The 19,098-nt window shown below is 70.7% G+C and carries 19 protein-coding genes and 1 pseudogene; 14 read left to right on the top strand and 6 right to left on the bottom strand.

Going from position 1 to position 19,098, the window contains the following annotated elements; all coding sequences use genetic code 11:
* A partial coding sequence (locus TU30_RS35050) for a group II intron maturase-specific domain-containing protein (protein ID WP_304951822.1) occupies window positions 1–573 on the top strand: 573 nt, incomplete at its 5' end.
* On the opposite strand, the pseudogene TU30_RS32030 reads toward TU30_RS35050, so the two are convergent.
* Together TU30_RS32030 and TU30_RS32025 are read right to left on the bottom strand one after the other, a co-directional pair.
* Window positions 522–1,310 (bottom strand): annotated as a pseudogene (locus tag TU30_RS32030) (IS3 family transposase); the annotation flags it as partial. The gene TU30_RS35050 and the pseudogene TU30_RS32030 overlap by 52 nt on opposite strands.
* Window positions 1,311–1,321: 11 nt before the next feature.
* On the bottom strand, window positions 1,322–1,627 hold the full coding sequence (locus tag TU30_RS32025) for a transposase (protein ID WP_042176964.1): 306 nt from the start codon (window positions 1,625–1,627) through the stop codon (window positions 1,322–1,324).
* A gap of 21 nt (window positions 1,628–1,648) precedes the next feature.
* Between TU30_RS32025 and TU30_RS32020 the strand changes: the two genes are divergently transcribed.
* A complete protein-coding gene (locus TU30_RS32020) occupies window positions 1,649–2,206 on the top strand; it encodes an aldo/keto reductase (protein WP_234308066.1) in 558 nt (185 codons plus the stop codon).
* A gap of 64 nt (window positions 2,207–2,270) precedes the next feature.
* Here the strand turns inward: TU30_RS32020 and rfbA are convergent, their stop codons facing one another.
* The gene (gene rfbA, locus TU30_RS32015) at window positions 2,271–3,146 is read right to left on the bottom strand and encodes a glucose-1-phosphate thymidylyltransferase RfbA (RefSeq protein ID WP_042176960.1); all 876 of its coding nucleotides are present in this window, start codon (window positions 3,144–3,146) and stop codon (window positions 2,271–2,273) included.
* A 225-nt stretch (window positions 3,147–3,371) separates the two neighbouring features.
* Between rfbA and TU30_RS32010 the strand changes: the two genes are divergently transcribed.
* Window positions 3,372–3,629: an acyl carrier protein gene (locus TU30_RS32010; RefSeq protein ID WP_042176958.1), complete on the top strand. Its 258-nt coding sequence runs from the start codon at window positions 3,372–3,374 to the stop codon at window positions 3,627–3,629.
* Window positions 3,630–3,798: 169 nt separating this feature from the next.
* Window positions 3,799–4,656: an AfsR/SARP family transcriptional regulator gene (locus tag TU30_RS32005; protein ID WP_267889360.1), complete on the top strand. Its 858-nt coding sequence runs from the start codon at window positions 3,799–3,801 to the stop codon at window positions 4,654–4,656.
* A 349-nt stretch (window positions 4,657–5,005) separates the two neighbouring features.
* Here TU30_RS32005 and TU30_RS32000 read toward each other — a convergent pair whose 3' ends face one another.
* Window positions 5,006–5,863, bottom strand: coding sequence for a class I SAM-dependent methyltransferase (locus TU30_RS32000; protein ID WP_042176956.1), 858 nt, complete (start codon window positions 5,861–5,863; stop codon window positions 5,006–5,008).
* 192 nt (window positions 5,864–6,055) lie between these two features.
* On the opposite strand from TU30_RS32000, the gene TU30_RS31995 reads away from it, so the two are divergent.
* From TU30_RS31995 to rdmE, 5 genes are read left to right on the top strand one after another with little or no spacing between them, the layout of a single operon-like run.
* Complete coding sequence (locus TU30_RS31995; protein WP_107068638.1) at window positions 6,056–6,493, top strand: ester cyclase; 438 nt, start codon at window positions 6,056–6,058, stop codon at window positions 6,491–6,493.
* Window positions 6,494–6,548: 55 nt separating this feature from the next.
* Window positions 6,549–7,703 carry a methyltransferase gene (locus tag TU30_RS31990; RefSeq protein ID WP_078878758.1) on the top strand — a complete coding sequence of 385 codons (1,155 nt, stop codon included), beginning with the start codon at window positions 6,549–6,551 and terminating at the stop codon, window positions 7,701–7,703.
* Between the two features lie 4 nt (window positions 7,704–7,707).
* Window positions 7,708–8,604 (top strand): alpha/beta fold hydrolase, encoded by an 897-nt coding sequence (locus TU30_RS31985; RefSeq protein ID WP_042176954.1) that lies wholly within the window; start codon window positions 7,708–7,710, stop codon window positions 8,602–8,604.
* 44 nt (window positions 8,605–8,648) lie between these two features.
* Complete coding sequence (locus TU30_RS31980) at window positions 8,649–9,362, top strand: trans-aconitate 2-methyltransferase (protein WP_042176952.1); 714 nt, start codon at window positions 8,649–8,651, stop codon at window positions 9,360–9,362.
* 55 nt (window positions 9,363–9,417) lie between these two features.
* Window positions 9,418–11,013 (top strand): aklavinone 12-hydroxylase RdmE, encoded by a 1,596-nt coding sequence (gene rdmE, locus TU30_RS31975; RefSeq protein WP_042176949.1) that lies wholly within the window; start codon window positions 9,418–9,420, stop codon window positions 11,011–11,013.
* 92 nt (window positions 11,014–11,105) lie between these two features.
* Here the strand turns inward: rdmE and TU30_RS31970 are convergent, their stop codons facing one another.
* Window positions 11,106–12,110: a Gfo/Idh/MocA family protein gene (locus TU30_RS31970; protein ID WP_042176947.1), complete on the bottom strand. Its 1,005-nt coding sequence runs from the start codon at window positions 12,108–12,110 to the stop codon at window positions 11,106–11,108.
* A 222-nt stretch (window positions 12,111–12,332) separates the two neighbouring features.
* Here TU30_RS31970 and TU30_RS31965 point away from each other — a divergent pair, with 222 nt between their 5' ends.
* The 5 genes from TU30_RS31965 to TU30_RS31945 are packed head-to-tail and all read left to right on the top strand — an operon-like array spanning window position 12,333 to window position 18,245.
* On the top strand, window positions 12,333–13,427 hold the full coding sequence (locus TU30_RS31965) for a hypothetical protein (protein ID WP_234308063.1): 1,095 nt from the start codon (window positions 12,333–12,335) through the stop codon (window positions 13,425–13,427).
* Window positions 13,424–14,734 carry an activator-dependent family glycosyltransferase gene (locus TU30_RS31960; RefSeq protein WP_042176943.1) on the top strand — a complete coding sequence of 437 codons (1,311 nt, stop codon included), beginning with the start codon at window positions 13,424–13,426 and terminating at the stop codon, window positions 14,732–14,734. The genes TU30_RS31965 and TU30_RS31960 overlap by 4 nt, the downstream gene beginning before the upstream one ends.
* A 16-nt stretch (window positions 14,735–14,750) precedes the next feature.
* Window positions 14,751–16,052 carry a lipopolysaccharide biosynthesis protein RfbH gene (gene rfbH / locus TU30_RS31955; RefSeq protein WP_042176941.1) on the top strand — a complete coding sequence of 434 codons (1,302 nt, stop codon included), beginning with the start codon at window positions 14,751–14,753 and terminating at the stop codon, window positions 16,050–16,052.
* A 7-nt stretch (window positions 16,053–16,059) separates the two neighbouring features.
* Window positions 16,060–16,845 carry an SDR family NAD(P)-dependent oxidoreductase gene (locus TU30_RS31950; RefSeq protein WP_042176939.1) on the top strand — a complete coding sequence of 262 codons (786 nt, stop codon included), beginning with the start codon at window positions 16,060–16,062 and terminating at the stop codon, window positions 16,843–16,845.
* 8 nt (window positions 16,846–16,853) lie between these two features.
* Window positions 16,854–18,245 carry a nuclear transport factor 2 family protein gene (locus TU30_RS31945; protein ID WP_042176937.1) on the top strand — a complete coding sequence of 464 codons (1,392 nt, stop codon included), beginning with the start codon at window positions 16,854–16,856 and terminating at the stop codon, window positions 18,243–18,245.
* Between the two features lie 174 nt (window positions 18,246–18,419).
* On the opposite strand, the gene TU30_RS31940 is transcribed toward TU30_RS31945, so the two are convergent.
* Window positions 18,420–19,098: transposase (locus tag TU30_RS31940; protein ID WP_042176935.1), on the bottom strand; the 679-nt coding region annotated here is incomplete at its 5' end.

Genomic DNA, 19,098 nt, shown 5'->3' with positions numbered 1-19,098 from the left:
CACTGTGCCAGTGAGAAGCAGGCGATTTTCGTCCGCGACATCATCGAGGGCAGGCTGCTGCAGTTCGGATTACGTCTCCATCCGGAGAAAACCAGGGTGGTGTACTGCAAACAGGAAGGTCGTGAACGGGAGTTCCCGGTCACGAAGTTCACGTTTCTGGGGTATACCTTCCGTCCTCGGGCTGCCCGCTTGCGGGATGGGAGGCTGAAGACCGGCTTCCTTCCCGCAGTGAGCGAAACAGCCATGAAGTCCATGGCGAGGACTATCCGGAGCTGGCGACTGGGGCGCTGTACCGAGCTGAGCTTTCAGGAGATCGCCGCGATGATCAACCCCGTCGTGGCGGGATGGATCAACTACTATGGGCGCTTCTACAAGTCCAGGTTGATCAGGTTTCTGGAACAGCAGATCAATCCGTTCCTGGTGAAATGGGCCCGGAGGAAGTACAAACGGTATCGTCGTGCTTCAAGGAAGGCCCGGAGAAGGCTGGCTGAGATTGCCTCAGCATTCCCGGGCATGTTCGCTCACTGGAAGCATGGCGCGTTGCCCACTGGTTCAACAATGGGAGCCGTGTGAGTCGCGAGGTTCACGCACGGTTCTGAGAGCGGCGGTGGGTGAAATTCCCGCCGCCGACTCACCTCGAAGCAGACCCCGGTACGCCCGGAAGATCTGCGGAGCCTGAACCGCTTCAGCGTCGCCGCGAACTCTGCTGACATGTAGTTCGACCCGCGATCGGAGTGAAATATCGCGCCGTCGGCGAGTTTCCTGTTCCGTGTCGCGTTGCAAATTGCCTGGGATATGAGGGGAGTTTGATAGTGGTCGTCCATCGCGTAGCCGATGACTTCCTTCGTGCAGCAGTCGATGACGGTCGCGAGATACAGCCACCCTTCTCCGGTCTTGATGTAAGTGATGTCGCCGACGAGTTTCTCGCCGGGGGCGTCGGCGGTGAAGTTGCGGCCGACGAGATCCGGCACGGCGCCCGCGGCGGCCTTGGTGAGCGACCACCGCTTCGGCTTCGGCTGGCAGGGCACCAGGCCCAGTTCACGCATCAGCATACGGATCAGCTCCAGGCCGGCGGTGTGGCCCCAGCGGGCGAGCTGGGCGTGGATGCGCCGGTAGCCGTAGGTGCTGTCGGACATGTCGAATGCCTTCTTGATGAGCAGTTTCAGTTCCTCGCGCCGCTGGACCGTCGCGGAATTGGGACGGTTCCGCCATTCGTAATAGCCAGACTTGGACACGCCGAGCCGTTCACACATGAACTCGACGGAATACGCGCACTCCGCTGTGCCGAGCCGCATCGTTTCGATGAACTCGTACTTGCTCGCTACCGGGGATCCTTCGCGAAGTACGCTGCGGCTTTTTTCAAGAAGGAGACTTTCGCCTCCAGTTCACGGATGCGCCGGTCCTGTTCCTTCAAGCGCGCCCGCTCATCGAGCGTCAACGGTGCACCGGCAGCTGGCTCGTTCCGTTTCTGGTGTTTCTTCACCCAGCCCCGGAGTGTCTCCGAGTTCAATTCGAGCTCGCGGGCCGTCTCCGAGATGGTCTTGCTGGACCGGAGTGCCATCTGGACGGCTTCCTCACGAAACTCCGGGGTGTACTTGCTGGGTGGCGCCACTTCGAACTTCCTCATTTCCTTGACAGAACAACCCTATTGGGTCCCTGTCCGGAAACTCCGGGGCACCTCAGCCAGCAGGCCGAGCTGAGCCTGCGTCGACTGCGCCTGGAACGCGTCGAGCTGTTCCAGCTGCATCGGGTCGACCCGCAGGTCCCGCTGGAGGACCAGGTCGGGGCGCCCAAGCAGCTCCAGGACGAGGGGAAGATCCGGCACATCGGGCTCTCCGAGGTGACCGTCGAGCAGATCGAACGGGCCCGTACCGTCGCCCCGATTGTCAGCATCCAGAACAAGTACGGCCTCATCGACCGCCGTTACGACCCCGAGCTGGACTACTGCGAGCGGGAGGGCCTCGGCTTCATCGCCTGGAAGCCGCTCGCCGGGGCTGCCCGCCCGGCCGCCGGCAGCGCCCTGGCCCGGGTCGCCGCAGAGACCGGCGCGACGCCGGCGCAGGTGGCGCTCGCCTGGCTGCTGCACCGCTCGCCGGTCATGATGCCGATCCCCGGCACATCCTCGGCCGGTCACCTGCGGTCGAACATGGCCGTCGAGGGCATCGCCCTAGACGAGAAGCAGATGGCGCTGCTCGACGAGGGGTGACCGTGGTGACCGGGAGGGTCCGGCCGGGCGCAGCCGTCCGCCGGGCCCTCCCGGCACGTCCGGTTCAGGGGCGCATCTCGTCCGCCACGGACATCACGTAGGAGCCGTACCCGGAGCGGGAGAGCTTGGCGCCCAGCCGGTGGCACGCCTCCGCGTCGATGAAGCCCATCCGCAGCGCGATCTCCTCCAGGCAGGCGATGCGCACGCCTTGCCGGTCCTCCATCGTCTGCACGTACTGGCCGGCCTGGAGCAGTGACTCCGGCGTGCCGGCGTCCAGCCAGGCGAACCCCCGACCGAAGGACACGAGTTCGGCGCGCCCGGCGCCCAGGTAGACCTGGTTGACGTCAGTGATCTCCAGTTCACCGCGGGGCGACGGGCGGATCTGCCGGGCGATCTCCACGACGTCGTTGCTGTACAAGTAGAGGCCGGTGATGGCGAGGTTGGACCGGGGCTTCTCCGGCTTCTCGGCCAGCGACACCAGCCGCCCGTTCTCGTCCACCTCGCCGACGCCGTACCGCTCCGGGTCGGTCACCGGGTAGCCGAACAGGACACAGCCGTCGAGCCCGCGCCGGTGGGTGGCGAGCAGGTCGTAGAAACCGTTCCCGTGGAAGATGTTGTCGCCGAGGACGAGCGCGACGTCGTCGTCCCCGATGTGGTCGGCGCCGATGAGGAACGCCTGCGCCAGCCCCTCCGGGACGGGCTGTTCCGCGTACGTGAGGGAGAGCCCCAGCTGGCTCCCGTCGCCGAGCAGCCGCCGGATCTGCGGAATGTCGCCGGGCAGCGCGATGACCAGGATCTCGCGGATGTCGGCGAGCATGAGCGCCGAGAGCGGGTAGTAGATCAGCGGCTTGTCATTCACCGGCAGTAATTGTTTCGAAACAGCGATGGTGATGGGATGTAAACGGCTTCCGTAGCCGCCCGCGAGGATAATTCCTTTCACGACTCCTCCTAATCCGAGGTCTTCCCGACGACCCTAGACGGCAGAGTTTCGGCAAACAATGAAGGCTTTGCCGGAGTCGACCGTCATACGAGGTCAGGGGTGATTCGAACGCTTCTGTCCGGCGGCCTCGATCGATTCTCGAGTCTGCCGCTTCTGCTTCTGCATATGCTTCGATGCGTGACTGCGGCCCGCAATTCGAGAGCGACCACGAGGGAAGGTAGGACCATGGCGAAGGCCCTGACCGTCGAGCGACTCTTCGGGATCCTGCGCGAGTGCGCGGGAGAAGAGGAACCCGTAACAGGAACGAAAGACACGCTCGACGTGGAGTTCACCGAGCTGGGGTACGACTCCCTGGCCCTCCTGGAGACCACCGCCAGAGTCTCCCAGGAGTACCACGTGGAGATCCCGGAGGACGAGCTGGCGGACGTACGGACGCCGGCCGCCTTCCTGGCCGCCGTCAACCGGCTGCTGGCCGTGGCGTGACCGCCGCGTAGTCCCGCCGTGCATGGGCGTTTCCGACCTTCGGCAGGTCCTGTCGTGAAGGTGCGACATGGCGAACCCTCCTAGGAAGACCACGTTGCGCAGTCACTCGGGAACGCCGTGGGGGGTTCGTCGCGTTAAGGACCTGGTAAGCACTGTCTGTCGCTGACCTATGGGGGAGACCATCGTGAAGCTAGGTGTTTTAGGGCCGTTATCCATACGGGTCGGCGACGACTCACACACACCGAGCGCACCCAAGATGAGAAGTGTTCTGGCGATGCTCCTCGTGAATGCCGACCAGGTCGTGCCCGTCTCGTCGTTCATCCGGGAACTGTGGGACGAGGACCCGCCCGTGAGTTGCTTGACCACCCTGCAGACGTACATCCTCAACCTGCGCAAGCTGCTTGCCACGGCCGCCGGACTGACCACCCGGCAGGTCGCCTCCGAGATGCTTGTGACGCGCTCCGGCGGATATCTCTTCCGCTCCCGTCAGGACGATCTGGACGTTCACCGGTTCCACGAGCTCGTCGCGGAGGGACGCCGTGCCCTGTCGTCAGGGGACGACGAGACCGCCCTCGCCACCCTCACCGGCGCGCTCCAGATCTGGCGCGGGCCGGCCCTGGTCGACGTCGCCGCCGGCCGCATCATCGAGGGGCGCCGCCAGCAGTTCGAAGAGTCCCGGCTCGTCGTCCTCGAGTACCTCGTCGACACGCAGCTGCGGCTCGGCATGTACCGCGAGGTCCTCACGGAGCTTGCCGCGCTCACCGCCGACAACCCGTACCACGAGGGGTTGCACGCTCACTACATGCGCGCCCTGTACCTCAACGGGCGGCGCGCCCAGGCCCTGGATGTGTTCCAGCGGCTCCGGGTCAACCTCGTGAACCACCTCGGACTGGAGCCCGGGGCCACAGCCCAGGATCTGCACCGGTCCATTCTCAACGCGGAACCGATCGACGCACAGGGCGGCCTGCGCCGGCCCACCGGCGACATCGTCCGCATGTCCTCCGCGGGTGCCTCGCGCGTCTACTGACACTCGCGGGGCCCGGTCCGAGCGCGGACGCTGTTGGTTGATTCGGGCCTGTGTGTGACGTCGGCTCCCAAGACCCGGTTGTGGTCCTGGGAGCCGACGGTGTCGTGTGGGGAGTCCGGTGATCCGTGTCCGGGGGCGCCACCCCGTCAGCTCACCAATGCCGAACGCGGGGAACCTCGTCGACGCCCACCTCACCAGCACACCCCGAGCCCGCACCCGCACCCGCCACTTCGCAGGGCTCTGCCCCGCCGATCAAACGATCGACGGGGCGAAGTGATCACGGGCCCGAATCAACCAACAGCGTCCGAGCGCGGACCGGGCCCCACGGGCGTTCCCGTGAGGGCTCCGCTCAGCCCGGGACCGAGGCCAGCACGAACCGCACCGGGGTCGGCAGGTTCAGCGGGCCGTCCCTACGCAGCCGGTCCAGCTCCGTGATCAGCCGGGTCCGCAGCTGCGCGCTCTCGTACGCCGGCAGGTGCTGCCAGAGCAGGCGCATGCCCTGGGTGTGCGACCAGTCCACCCACGTCGTGCCGTCCGAGGCCTGCAGCTCGACGTGCTCGTCGGCGATCTCGATGTCCTCGAAACCGGCCCGGACCATCGTGCGGGTCAGCTCGTCCTTGTCCCCGAGCCAGCTGTTGAACCGGCGCTTCAGCGCCTCCGGCTGCCACTCCGGCGGCAGGTTACGCAGCAGCCGCTCCGGGATCAGGTCGGTGAAGACCGGCGGCAGGAACGGGAAGGTGTCGTCCGTGAAGACCGGGCTGGTGAAGGCGATCCGGCCGGCCGGGCGCAGCAGCGCCGCGTACCGCCCCAGTGCCTTCGGCGCGTCCGGCAGGAAGATCACGCTGTAGCTGCCCGTCACCACGTCGAACGAGGCCGGCGGGAGGTCGGGGTGCTCGCCGTCCATGACCCGCACCTCGACGTGACGGGTGCCCGACGAGGCCGCCCGCGCGCGGGCCTCCTCCACCATCGCGGGCGCGATGTCGATGCCGAGCACGTGACCCGAGGGGCCGACCCGGTCGGCGGCCACGAACAGCGCCGCGCCGCGGCCGCAGCCGACGTCGAGGACCCGCTCGCCCGGGCGGGGCGCGGCGCGCTCCACGAGCCGCCGTCCCATGGGCGTGAAGAACTCGACACCCATCTGGTCATAGGTGGCGGCGGCCTCGTTGAACGCTTCGGTCACCGTTGACTTGTAGTTCGTCTCGTCCATGGTTCCTCTCCACAGGAGGTAGCCGACCCGACCACCTTGTCGAGTACTTCTGGAATGGTGGTCGATCCGTGCTCGGTGCCCACTCGAATTCTGCTTCCCTTTCGGTCGACGAGCCCCGGGATCGGATTGTTGTGGGCGTTCCAGGAAGTCAGGATGGGTCCACCGCCCCTTTTTCCGACGAGGAGGTCCGCCGTGGCCGATCGCATCGACATCGTGCGCCGCATGGTGAACGCGTACAACACCGGAGACGTCGACGACGTGGCCGAATTCATCCACGACGAGTATCTGAATCCCGGCGCCCTGGAGCACATGCCCACGCTCCGCGGCCCCGAGGCGTTCGCCCTCGCCGTCAAATGGCTCAAGCTCACCTTCTCCGAGGAGGCGTTTCTGGAGGAGATCTCCTACGAGGAGAACGGCAGCTGGGTCCGCGCAAAGCTCGCCCTCTACGGCCGCCAGGTCGGCGGACTCGTCGGAATGCCGGCCACCGGCCGCCGGTTCTCCGGCGAGCAGATCCACCTCATCCGGATCGTCGACGACAAGATCCGCGACCACCGCGACTGGCCCGACTACCTCGGCACCTACCGCCAGCTCGGTGAGCCCTGGCCGACCGAGGAGGGCTGGCGGCCCTGACCCCGCCCGGCCCCCGCGCGCCCCGCGCACTCTCCGCACCCAGGGAAGGAACACGGTGAGCACCACGCCCCCCGCCGGCCCCGCCGGCCGGACCTCGGAGACGGAACGAGCCGACGGCACCGTCCCGTTCGCGCCGCCGCCGGACCTCACCGACCAGGACCTCGATGTCCTGCTCAAGCAGCTCGGGAACCTGGTCACCCCGATGGCCGTCAGGGTCGCGGCCACCCTCCGGCTCGTCGACCACCTCCGGGACGGCGCCACCACCGTCGCCCTGCTGGCCGCCCGGACCGGCACCCACGCCCCGACCCTCGCCCGTCTCGTCCGCCACCTCGTCGTCACCGGCGTCCTGGAGGGCGACGGCGAGGACGGCACGCTGCGACCCACCCGGCTCGGCCTGCTGCTCGCCGACGACCATCCGGCCCAGCAGCGCGCCTGGCTCGACCTGCACGGGGCCATTGCCCACGCCGACCTCGCCTTCGCCGGACTCCTCGACGCGGTCCGCACCGGCCGGCCCGCCTACCAGGGCCGGTACGGGCGCCCGTTCTGGGAGGACCTCTCCGCCAAGCAGGAGCTGGCCGACTCCTTCGACGCCCTCATGTCCTGCGACGAGGACCTCGCCTACGACGCCCCGGCCGCCTCCCTCGACTGGACCGCCACCCGGCATGTCCTCGACGTCGGCGGCGGCAATGGTGCCCTGCTCGCCGCCGTCGCGCGGACCGCGCCGGAGGTCCGCGGCACCCTCGTCGAACTGCCCGGACCAGCCGCGCAGGCCCGCCGGCGGTTCGCCGAGGCCGGACTCGACGACCGGTTCGCCGTCGTCGACGGCAGCTTCTTCGACCCGCTGCCGGCCATCGCGGACACCGTCGTCCTCTCCTTCGTCCTCCTCAACTGGTCGGACGAGGACGCGCTCGTTGTGCTCCGCCGCTGCGTCGAGGCCCTGGAACCGGGCGGCCGGCTCGTCGTCCTCGACCGCGCCGACCGCGCCGGGGACGGCTCAGACCGCTTCTTCTCGACCCTGCTCGACCTGCGGATGCTCGTCTTCATGGGCGGCCGGGTCCGTACCCGCGACGAGGTGATCCGGCTCGCCGCCGACGCCGGGCTCGTCCTCGCCGCCGAGGGCGGCAGCGGCTCCCGCACCCTGCCCTTCGGCTTCTCGATCCTCGAGTTCGTCCTCGCCCCCGTGCCGACCCCCTCAGCCAAGGAGAAGTGACGCCATGTCCGAACGTCTCGTCCCGAGCGGCGACGTCGAACTGTGGAGCGACGACTTCGGCGACCCCGCCGACCCCGCGCTGCTGCTCGTCATGGGCGGCAACCTGTCCGCGTACGGCTGGCCCGACGAGTTCGCCCGGCGGCTCGCCGGCGGCGGGCTGCACGTCATCCGCTACGACCACCGGGACACCGGCCGCTCCACCACCCGCGACTTCGGGGAGCATCCCTACGGGTTCGACGAGATGGCCGCCGACGCGGTCGCCGTGCTCGACGGCTGGGGAGTGGACCGGGCCCACGTCCTGGGGCTCTCCATGGGCGCCACCATCTGCCAGGTCCTGGCCCTCAACCACCACGACCGGCTCTTCAGCCTAGCCCTGATGCTCGGCGGCGGCCTCGACATCGACTTCGACGACAACATCGAGCGCGTCATGCGCGGCGAAGCCACCGCGGACGGACTGCCCGGACCGCAGCCGCCGTTCCTGGAGGCCCTGGCGCTGATGTCCCAGTCCGCCGAGGGCCGGGCCGAGGAGATCGACAAGCGGGTCCGCAAGTGGCGAATCCTCAGCGGCGACGCCGTCCCCTTCGACGACGCCGAGTACGCGCTGTGGGAGGAGCGGGCCGTCGACCACGCCGGCGGCGCCCTCACCGAGCCGTACGCGCACTACCAGCTCACCCTGCCGCCGCTCACCCGGGCCGCCGAGCTGGGCCGGGTCACCGTGCCCACCCTGGTCATCCAGGCCGAACGCGACCCCATAGCCCCGCCGCCGCACGGCAAGCACCTCACCGGCCTCATCCCCTCCGCTCGGCTGGTCGAGATCCCCGGCATGGGCCACGCCCTGCCGTCCTCTGTCCACGAGCCGCTGGCCGAGGCCCTCCTCGCGCACACCCGCGCCGCCCGGTGACCGGGCGGGAGCCGGCGGCGGAACCGGCGGGAGCAGGACACACCATGTACGGAAGGGACCTCGCCCAGGTCTACGACCTGGTGCACAAGGAGCGCGGGAAGGATTACCGCGTCGAGGCGGAGACGGTGGCCGCCGCCGCGCGCCGGCACCGCCCCGACGCCTCCCGGCTGCTCGACATCGCCTGCGGCACCGGCGGCCACCTGCGCCACTTCGCCGAGCTGTTCGATCACGTCGAGGGGCTGGAGCTGTCGGAACCGATGGCCGCCGCCGCCCGGGCGGCGCTGCCCGGCACGGCCGTCCACCCGGGCGATATGCGCGACTTCCGGCTCGGCGCCGAGTTCTCGGTGGTCACCTGCATGTTCGGCTCCATCGGCTACATGGAGTCCACCACCGAACTCCGCCTCGCGCTGGGCATGTTCGCCCGGCACCTGGAGCCCGGCGGGGTGGCCGTCGTCGACCCCTGGTGGTTCGACGAGACCTTCCTCGACGGCTACGTCTCCGCCGACGTGGTCACCGTCGACGGCGTGACCGTCTCCCGGGTCTCGCACTCGGCCCGCCGGGGCCGCGCCTCGCACATGGACGTGCACGTGGTCGTCGCCGAACCCGGCAGCGGCGTACGGCACTTCGTCGACCGGCACGTCATCTCCCTGTTCAGCCGTGAGGAGTACGAGACCGCCTTCCGCGCGGCCGGACTCCAGGTCGAGTACCTGCCCGGCCAGCACTCCGGTCGGGGCCTGTTCGTCGGCGTCCGGACATGACCGATGGAGCGGGCACCGCCCGCGCACGAGAAGCGAACGACACGAGAGGAGCGACATGAACGACCACGAGGTCGACGTCCTGGTAGTAGGTGCGGGCCTCGGCGGCCTGTCCACGGCGATGTTCCTCGCCCGGCTGGGCGTTCGTGTGCTGTTGGTGGAACGGAGGCCCGGCCTCTCGCCCTACCCGCGCGCCGCCGGGCAGAACCCGCGCACCATGGAGCTGCTGCGGATCGGCGGCGTCGCCGACGAGGTCACCCGGGCCGATGACATCCGCGGCGACCAGGGCGACTTCGTCATCCGGATCGGCCGGACCGTCCGAGGCGAACCCTTCCGCACCGTGTCGGAGAGCTTCGACGACATGGTCGCCGCCACGGCTCCCTGCACCCCGGCCGGCTGGTCCATGCTCTCCCAGGACAAGCTGGAGCCGATCCTCCTCTCCCAGGCCGAACGGCACGGCGGCTCCGTCCGCTTCGGCACCCGGCTGGTCTCCTTCCGGCAGGACGACGACGGCGTGACGGCCACCCTGGAGGGCCCCGACGGCACGTACGACCTGCGGTCCCGCCACCTCGTCGCCGCCGACGGCAACCGCAGCGCCGTCCGCGAGTCCCTCGGCATCGGACGGTACGGGCACGGCACCCTCGCCCTCATGGTCGGCGTCATCTTCGACGCGGACCTGACCGGCCTGCTGGAGGCCGGCGCCACCGGCTGGTACTACCTCCACCACCCCGAGTTCACCGGCACCTTCGGACCCACCGACCGCTCCGACCGCTTCACCCTCTTCGTCGAGTACGACCCCGAGAAGGGAGAGAGCCCCGACGACTTCACCCCGGAGCGGTGTACCGCGCTCATCCGGCTCGCCCTGGAGGCCCCCGACCTGGAGCCGGAGCTCGTCGATATCCAGGGCTGGGAGATGGCCGCGCGGATCGCCGAACGGTGGCGCGACGGACGGGTGTTCCTCGTCGGCGATGCCGCCAAGGTCACCCCGCCCACCGGCGGCATGAGCGGCAACGCGGCCGTCGCCGACGGCTTCGACCTCGCCTGGAAGCTCGCCGCGGTGCTGCGCGGCCAGGCCGGTCCCGGCCTCCTCGACACCTACGAGCGGGAACGGCTGACCGCCGCCGAACTCGTCGTCGCCGAGGCGCTCGCCATCTACGCCGAGCGGATGGCCCCGCACATGGCCGACGTGTGGGAGAAGTCCGTGGGCTACGCCGAGACGCTCCTGGGCTTCCGGTACCGCTCCACCGCCGTCCTCGCCTCCGACGACGACCCGGCCCGGGTGGAGAACCCGCTGGAGCCGACCGGCCGCCCCGGCTTCCGCGGCCCGCACGTCCCGGTCCTCCGGGACGGCGAGCCCGTCTCCACGGTCGACCTCTTCGGCGACGGCTGGACCCTGGTCGCCGGCGAGTCCGGAGACACCTGGGGACCCTCCGCCGAGCAGATCGCGGCCGAACTCGGCATCACCGTAAGGGTGTTCCGGATCGGCTTCGACCTCGCCGACCCGGACGACCGGGTGCCCGCGCGGTACGGTACCGGCAAGTCCGGCGCCAGCCTCGTCCGCCCCGACGGCATCGTGGCCTGGCGAACCGACGAGGCCCCCGCCGACACCACCGCCGTCCTCGGCGATGTCCTGCGGCGGATCCTCGACCGGTGACGACGACGTAGCGGCCCGGGGCGGGTGGAATCCGCCCCGGGCCGCCATGGGGAAGGGACCGGCGGGCCGTCACACCCGCAGGTCCGCCGTTCTCAGTGAGCGCCCGGCCCTCCGACCAGCAGCCGGGACGTGGACGCCGGCACGCCGACCGTCCGCGCGACCTGGCGCACCCGCTCCACGAGCAGCGCCTGCCGCAGCGTCGCCGTCTCCTCACCGGCCGGCCGGGCCCCGCCCAGCGCCGTCCGCACGAACGCGTCCATGGCGTTGAAGACCTGGTTGTCCTCCGACAACGCCCGCTCCGTCACCACGTCCTGCTGCTCGATCCGCACCACCGGCCGCAGCTGCTCCGGCGGCGTGAACGCCCGCTGCACGCTCACCCGTCCCCGGTCGCCCCAGAGCGCGTACATCGACCGGTACGCGTGCTCGAACCCGAAGTCCAGCTGCGCCGTCACCCCGCGCTCGTCGCAGAGCAGCACACTGCCCGCCACGTCCACCCCGGTCGCCTCGTCCACCCGCAGGAACGCGCCGAGTACCTCCAGTTCCCCGGTCAGATGCAGCTGGGCCGCCCGCAGCGGATACACCCCCACGTCCAGCAGCGCCCCGCCGCCCAGCTCCGGGCGGTAGCGGAACGAGTCCGGCGCAAGCGGAGGCACCGCGAAGGTCCCCGAGAACTGGCGCATCCCGCCCACGGACTCGTCCAGCATCGCCCGCACCGCGGCGTGCTGCGAATGGTGCAGGAACATGAAGTTCTCGGCCAGTACCAACCCGAGCCGCGACGCCGTCGTCAGCAGCTCCAGCGTCTTCTCGTACGCGTCCGACATCGGCTTCTCGACCAGGACGTGCTTCCCTGACCGCAGCGCCCGCATCGCCCACTCGTGGTGCATCCCGGGCGGCAGCGGGATGTAGACGGCGTCCAGGTCCTCGCGCTCCAGCAGCGCCTCGTACCCCCCGACCCCCTCGCAGCCGAAGACGGCCCCGACCTGCGCGGCCCTGGCCTCGTCCCGGCTGGCCACCGCAACGAGGTCCACCTGATCGTGCTCGGCGAGAACGGGCATGATCCGGCGGATCGCGATGTTCGCGGTCCCGATCACGCCCATTCTGAGCGCCCGTTGCTGACGGTGCTCTGGCATAGCGGTCCTCATCACCTCGCGAGAGTCCAATGGGGTCCCCACCGTAGATCCGGACGATCAAACGCCGCTTGAGGAACGGTGGACCAGTAAAAGGTGCGGAAAGCCGGAAATCGGCTTTCGAGCGTTCTTCTAATCCGGCCCCGTACGTTGCCGAGGTAACCGGATGACGGAGGTGGCTCGGTGACAGCGGTGACCAGTGCGCTAGGACGTGAACTACAGCTCGTACACGCGGCACAGTGGCTCTACTCGGTGAACGGCGAACCGTTCGTCCCCGGCGACGGAGACCCGTACGCCGGCCTGGTGCGCGGCTTCGGCGAGGACACCGCACCGCTCCACGCGGCCCTCGCGGAGCGCCGCCCGCTGTGGCGCAGCAGGCTCGACACCTGGGTCGCCGGCCCGGCGGTCCTGCCCGGACTGCTCGGCCACCCCGACCTCGTGGTCGCCGCGGCCGTCCCGCAGGCCGAACCCTGGCTGCCCGCGCCGGACCGGCAGCGGACCGCAGCGGCCCGCGACCTCGCCCACCGGGGCGGCCGGGGTGCCGTCCGCGCCGCCGCCGCGCCGCTGCGGCGGCTGACCGCCGGGACGGTGGCCGGCATCGCCCCCGGACCGGCCGACCTGATCACCGCCGTCGCGGCCCCGCTCGCCGCCACCGGCTACGCCGCCCTGCTCGGCGTGCCCGAGGACCGGCACGTGGAGTTCGCCGCCGCCGTCGCGGACACCGCGCCCGCCGTGGACGCCCTGCTCTGCCCGCAGAGCCTCGCGGCCACCGAACGGGCCGCCGCCGGCGTCCGCGAACTGCGCCGACTCCTCGCCCCGTCGGGACACGCCGAGGCCGGACTCGTCCTCGCCGTCGCCGGCACCCGGGCCGCCACCGACCTCCTCGGCGAGACGCTGCTGCGCCTCCTCGACCGGCCCGGGGAGTGGCCACGGCTGCGCACCGACCCCGGACACGTCGAGGCGGCCGTCCGCGCCGCCATGCCCGCGCACGGGCCCTGGCACCTCCACCCGCTGACCGCCCTCGCCCCACTGGAGGCGGCCGGCGTCCGAGTCGAGGCCGGCGACCAGGTCACCCTCGTGCCCGACCTCGACGGTACGGCGCCCGCCCCCTACGCGAGGCTGCTGATCCCGGCTGCCCGTGCCGTCGCCGAGGAGGCGCTCCACCGCCTCGCCTCCCGCTTCCCGCACGTCCGGCCCGACGGCGCGCCGGTCCGCGCGCGCCGGGCCCCTGTCACCCGCCGCCTGGTCCGGCTGCCGGCGCTGCTCGGCGAGGAGGAGACCCGATGAAGGTCCTGTTCACGTCCCTGGCCCACCACACCCACTACTACCCCCTGGTGCCGCTCGCCTGGGCCCTGCGCACTGCGGGCCACGAGGTCCGGATCGCCAGCCAGCCCGAGCTGACCGACGTCATCACCGGCACCGGCCTCACCGCTGTCCCGGTCGAGTGGTCGCTCGGCCCGGTCGAGGAGATGGGCCTGCTCGGCGCCCTCCACGACGAGGCGTCCGCCCACGTCCAGGGCTTCGACTTCGCCGCCCGCGGCGACCGCCCCTGGACCTGGGAGCAGCTCCTCGCCCTGGAGAACGTCATGGTGCCGACCCTGTACGGCGCCCTCAACAACGACGTCATGGTCGACTCGCTGGTCGCCTTCGCCCGCTCCTGGCAGCCCGACCTGATCGTCTGGGAGACCTTCACCCTCGCCGGCGCCCTCGCCGCCCGCGCCACCGGGGCCGCCCACTGCCGGCTCGTCTCGGGCCCGGACATCAGCGTCCGCGCCCGCCAGGAGTTCCTGCGCCTCGCCGCCGAGCAACAGCCCGAGCATCGTGAGGACCCCACCGCCGAGTGGCTGGAGCGGACCCTGGCCCGGATCGGCTCCCCGGACGGCTACACCGAGTCCATGGTCACCGGCGAGTGGACGGTGAACACCACCCCGCCCAGCACCCAGCTCGACCTGGGCCTGCCGACCGTCCAGGTCCGGCACGTCGCCTACAACGGCCCCGCCGTCGTCCCCGACTGGCTGCGCACCGCCCAGGAGCGCCCCCGGGTCTGCGTGACGCTTGGCTCCTCCGCCGCCGACACCGGCGTCGACATGCTCAAGCTCCTCGGCGGCCTCGCCGAGCTCGACGCAGAGATCGTCGCCACCGTCGACGAGGAGACCATGGCGGCGGCGGGCCTCCCGGACAACGTCCGGCTCGTCGACTTCGTCCCGCTCAACGACCTGCTGCCCACCTGTGCCGCCGTCGTGCACCACGGCGGCGTCGGTACGAAGGCGACCGCGGAACTGCACGCCGTCCCGCAGCTGATCCTCGCCTTCGGCTGGGACACCGAGGTCATGGGCCGCGGACTGGAGGAGATCGGCGCGGGCATCTGCCTGCCCAGCGCCGAGCTGCTCCCGGAAGCGGTCCACACACAGGTCCGCCGGCTCCTCACCGAGCCGTCGTACGCCGAGGGCGCCCGCCGGCTCCAGGAGGAGCTGCGCGCCGTGCCCAGCCCGAACGAGATCGTCCCGGTCATCGAGCGGCTGGTCGCCGAGCACCGCGGCGGCGCCGACGCCGGACCGGTGTCCCGCGACACCCACGTCGCCCACCACGGCTGAGGCGGAGATGCCAGACATGTCGGGCATCAAGGCGCAGGTCCTGAACCTGGCACGCACGTTCCACAAGGAACAGGAGTTCCCCGCCTTCGAAGCCGGGGTCACCCCGATCCTGTCCGCCGGGGCGGTCCTCGACGAGGAGGACCGGATCGCGCTCGTCGAGGCGGCGCTGGAGCTGCGCATCGCCGCCGGCGTGCGCACCCGGAAGTTCGAGAGCGAGTTCGCGCGCTACTTCCGGCGCCGCAAGGCGCACATGGTCAACTCCGGCTCGTCGGCGAACCTGCTGGCGGTCGCGGCGCTGACCTCGCCCAAGCTGAAGGACGTGCGGCTGCGCCCCGGCGACGAGGCCATAACCGTCGGGGCAGGCTTCCCCACCACCATCAATCCGCTCGTCCAGTACGGGCTGAAGCCGGTCTTCGTCGACATCGAGCTGGGCACGTACAACGCTTCGCTTGAACAGATCGAGGCGGCGATCACCCCGCGCACCCGGCTCATCATGATCGCCCACGCGCTCGGCAACCCGTTCCCCGTCGCCGAGGTCGCCGAACTCGCCTCCCGGCACGGCATCTTCCTCGTCGAGGACAACTGCGACGCGGTCGGCTCCACCTACCAGGGCCGGCTCACCGGCACCTTCGGCGACCTGTCGACGGTCAGCTTCTACCCCGCCCACCACATCACCGCCGGCGAGGGCGGCTGCGTCCTCACCTCCAGCCTCGAACTCGCCCGGATCGTCGAGTCGATGCGGGACTGGGGCCGGGACTGCTGGTGCGAACCCGGCACCGACAACACCTGCCTCAAGCGGTTCGACTACCAGCTCGGGGCGCTGCCGGCCGGCTACGACCACAAGTACATTTTCTCCCACGTCGGCTACAACCTGAAGGCGACCGATCTCCAAGGGGCCCTAGCGCTCAGCCAGATGCGCCGGATCGACGACTTCGTCGCGGCCCGCCGGCGCAACTGGCAGCGGCTCCACGAAAGCCTGGCCGACGTGCCCGGACTGCTGCTGCCCCGGGCCACCCCGGGCAGCGACCCGAGCTGGTTCGGCTTCGTCCTCACCGTGCTGCCCGACGCCGGCTTCACCCGCCGCGACCTCGTCGACTTCCTGGAGTCGCGCCGGATCGGCACCCGGCGGCTCTTCGGCGGCAACATCACCCGCCACCCCGCCTACGAGGACGTGGACTACCGGATCGTCGGCGAGCTGACCAACTGCGACACCGTCACCGAGGACACCTTCTGGATCGGTGTCCACCCGGGGCTCACCACCGAGATGATCGATTTCGTCATCGAGTCCGTCACCGAGTTCTGTACGCGAAAGGGCTGATCACGCCATGACCGAACGTATGGGCAGGACCGCCGTCGTCACCGGTGCCACCAGCGGGATCGGACTCGCCGTCGCCCGGCACCTGGCCGCCGACGGCCACCGCGTCTTCCTCTGCGCCCGGGACGCCGACCGTGTCGCGCTCATCGTGAAGGAGCTGCGCGCCGAGGGGTACGAGGCCGACGGCGCCTCCTGCGACGTGCGCGACACCGCCGCGATCGAGCGGCTGGTCGTCGCGGCCGTGGCGCGCTACGGACCGGTCGGCATCCTTGTCAACAACGCCGGCCGCAGCGGCGGCGGCGAGACCCACACGCTCACCGACGAGCTGTGGGACGACGTGATGGCCACCAACCTCGACAGCGTCTTCCGGTTCACCCGGGCCGTGCTCGCCACCGGCGGGATGCGGGACGGCGGCTGGGGCCGGATCGTCAACGTCGCCTCCACCGCCGGCAAGCAGGGCGTCGTCCTCGGCGCCCCCTACTCCGCCTCCAAGCACGGCGTCGTCGGCTTCACCAAGGCACTCGGCCTCGAGCTGGCCAAGACCGGGATCACCGTCAACGCGGTCTGCCCCGGATACGTCGAGACGCCGATGGCGGTCCGGGTCCGCCAGGGGTACGCCGCCGCCTGGGAGACCACCGAGGGCGACGTCCTCGGCCGCTTCCAGGCCAAGATCCCGCTCGGCCGCTACACCACCCCCGACGAGGTGGCGGGGATGGTCGGCTACCTGCTGACCGACGCGGCCGCTCCCGTCACCGCGCAGGCGATCAACGTCTGCGGCGGCCTCGGCAACTACTGAGGAGAGCCATGCCCGACGAGAACCCGCAGACGTCCGCCGCCCCCGCCGTGCACGAGACCGTCCACGAGATCGAGGTGGACGCCCCCGCCGAGGCGGTCTACGACCTGGTCGCCGACGCCGCCCGCTGGCCGGTCCACTTCCCGCCCAACCTTCACGTCGACGTCCTGGAGGGCGGTGGAGGGAAGGACGGCGTGGAGCGTCTGCGGATCTGGGCGACCGCCAACGGCGCCGTCAAGAACTGGACCTCCCTCCGCGAACTCGACCGCGCCGCCCTTCTTGTGACATTTCATCAGGAGCGATCGCAGGCGCCGGTGGCGAGCATGGGCGGCACCTGGCACCTCGAACCGCTGGGGGAGCGGCGTACCCGGGTGCGCTTCACCCACACCTTCACCGCGGTCGGCGACGACCCCGAGAACGTGGCCTGGATCCGCCGCGCCATCGACACCAACACCGGCTCCGAGCTCCAGGCGCTGCGCGCCGGCGCCGAGACGGCCGCCGACGGCCTCGTCCTCACCTTCGACGACACCCTGCGGATCGACGGATCCGCCAAGGACGCCTACGAGTTCATCCGCGCCGCCGACCGGTGGACCGAACGGCTGCCGCACGTCGCCCGGGTCTCGCTCACGGAGGACGTCCCCGGCGAACAGGTCCTGGAGATGGACACCCGCACCGCCGACGGCTCCACCCACACCACCCGGTCCGTGCGGATCTGCTTCCCGGCCGAGCGGATCGTCTACAAGCAGGTCCACACCCCCGCGCTTATGGACGCCCACACCGGCGAGTGGATCTTCGAGGAGGACGGCGATGGCTGCGTCGTCACCTCCCGGCACACCGTGCGGATCGCCCCCAGCGCCGTGCGGGACGTCCTCGGCCCGGACGCCGATGTCGCCCGCGCCCGGGAGTTCGTCCGCGAGGCCCTCGGCCGCAACAGCCGGGCTACCCTCCGCCACGCGGCAGCCTACGCGGGCGGGCTGCGCGCCGTCAGGCCCGTCGGCCACGACGTGTACGTCTCCGTACAGCGGTTCTACGCCGAGCAGATGCGCCTCCTCGACGAGGGCCGCGCGGAGGAGTGGGCGGCCACGTTCACCGAGGACGGCGTCTTCGGTCAGAACTCCGGCGCCGAGCCGGTCCGCGGCCGGACGGCCATCTCCGCCGCCGTCCGCGCCAACCAGGCGCGGCTCGCCGCGGACCCGCAGCAGCGCCGGCACGTCTTCGCCATGCTCACCGTGGACCCGGCGGCCGACGGGGCGGTCCGCGCCCGCTCGTACGCGCAGGTCCTGGTGACCCCGCCGGGCGGCCCGACCGTCCTGCACCTGAGCGCCGTCTGCGAGGACGAGCTGGTCCCGGCCGCCGGCGGTTGGGCGGTCCGGCACCGCCAGGTCGACCACGACGGCGTCTGACCCCTGGAATCCGCCGGTCCTCGGGGGCCGTGCCGCCACCCGCGGCACGGCCCCCGATCCGTTCGCGCAACGCACAAGGCTCCCGCGCCGCTGAGAGAGACGTTCGAAGTCGCAACCCGCCGGCACGGGAGCCCTGTTGGTTCTCTACGGGACTCTGGTGCGCAATTCCGTTGGTCAGCTGGTGAGTTGGTAGCTGAGGCGGGTGAGGCGGCTGGTTCGGTGGCGGTCCAGGGGATGCGCGCTCCAGTGGGCGTCGAGTCGCACGATGTTGATAGCGGCGGCGGAGAAGGCGTGTTGGGGGCGGACCTTGGGCAGTCCGCGGTAGCGGGCCCGGCGGATCCCGGTGACGTCCAGGGCCTGGTTGATGGTGCCCTCCACCCCGGCCCGCAGCTTGTACCGGGTCTTGAAGGAGTCGGTCTTCTGCTCGGCGCGGGCGGCGGCGAGGGTTTCATGCAGTTCCTTCGGCCGCAGCGTGAGCATGCGGTTGCCGCGGGCCGCTGCGGTGCACTTGCCGCGGGAGGGGCAGGTGCGGCAGTCGGCCTTGGCGAATTCCACGACGATGGCGTCGCGGCCGTGCTGGGTGACGGGATACCAGCCACTGCTGGTCCGCCCTTCGGGGCAGCGGGCCTGGCGGCTCTTCCGGTCGACGGTGAAGGCGGCCTTGTCGAAGCCGCTCGCGGCCTTGGCCTGCGCCGAGTGGTCGAGCAGGGCCGGGGTGACCATGTCGGTGCCCTGCTTCGCGGCGTCGTGGACGAGGCCGGCAGAAGGGTGGCCGGAGTCCAGGTAGTGCTCACCGGGCCGCAGTCCGTGCTCGTCGAGCCGCTGCTGGATGGGGGCGGTCGCCTTCACGTCC

It is taken from the genome of Streptomyces sp. NBRC 110035, assembly GCF_000829695.1.
Lineage (GTDB): Bacteria > Actinomycetota > Actinomycetes > Streptomycetales > Streptomycetaceae > Streptomyces.
This window is presented reverse-complemented; position numbering and strand designations above follow the sequence as displayed.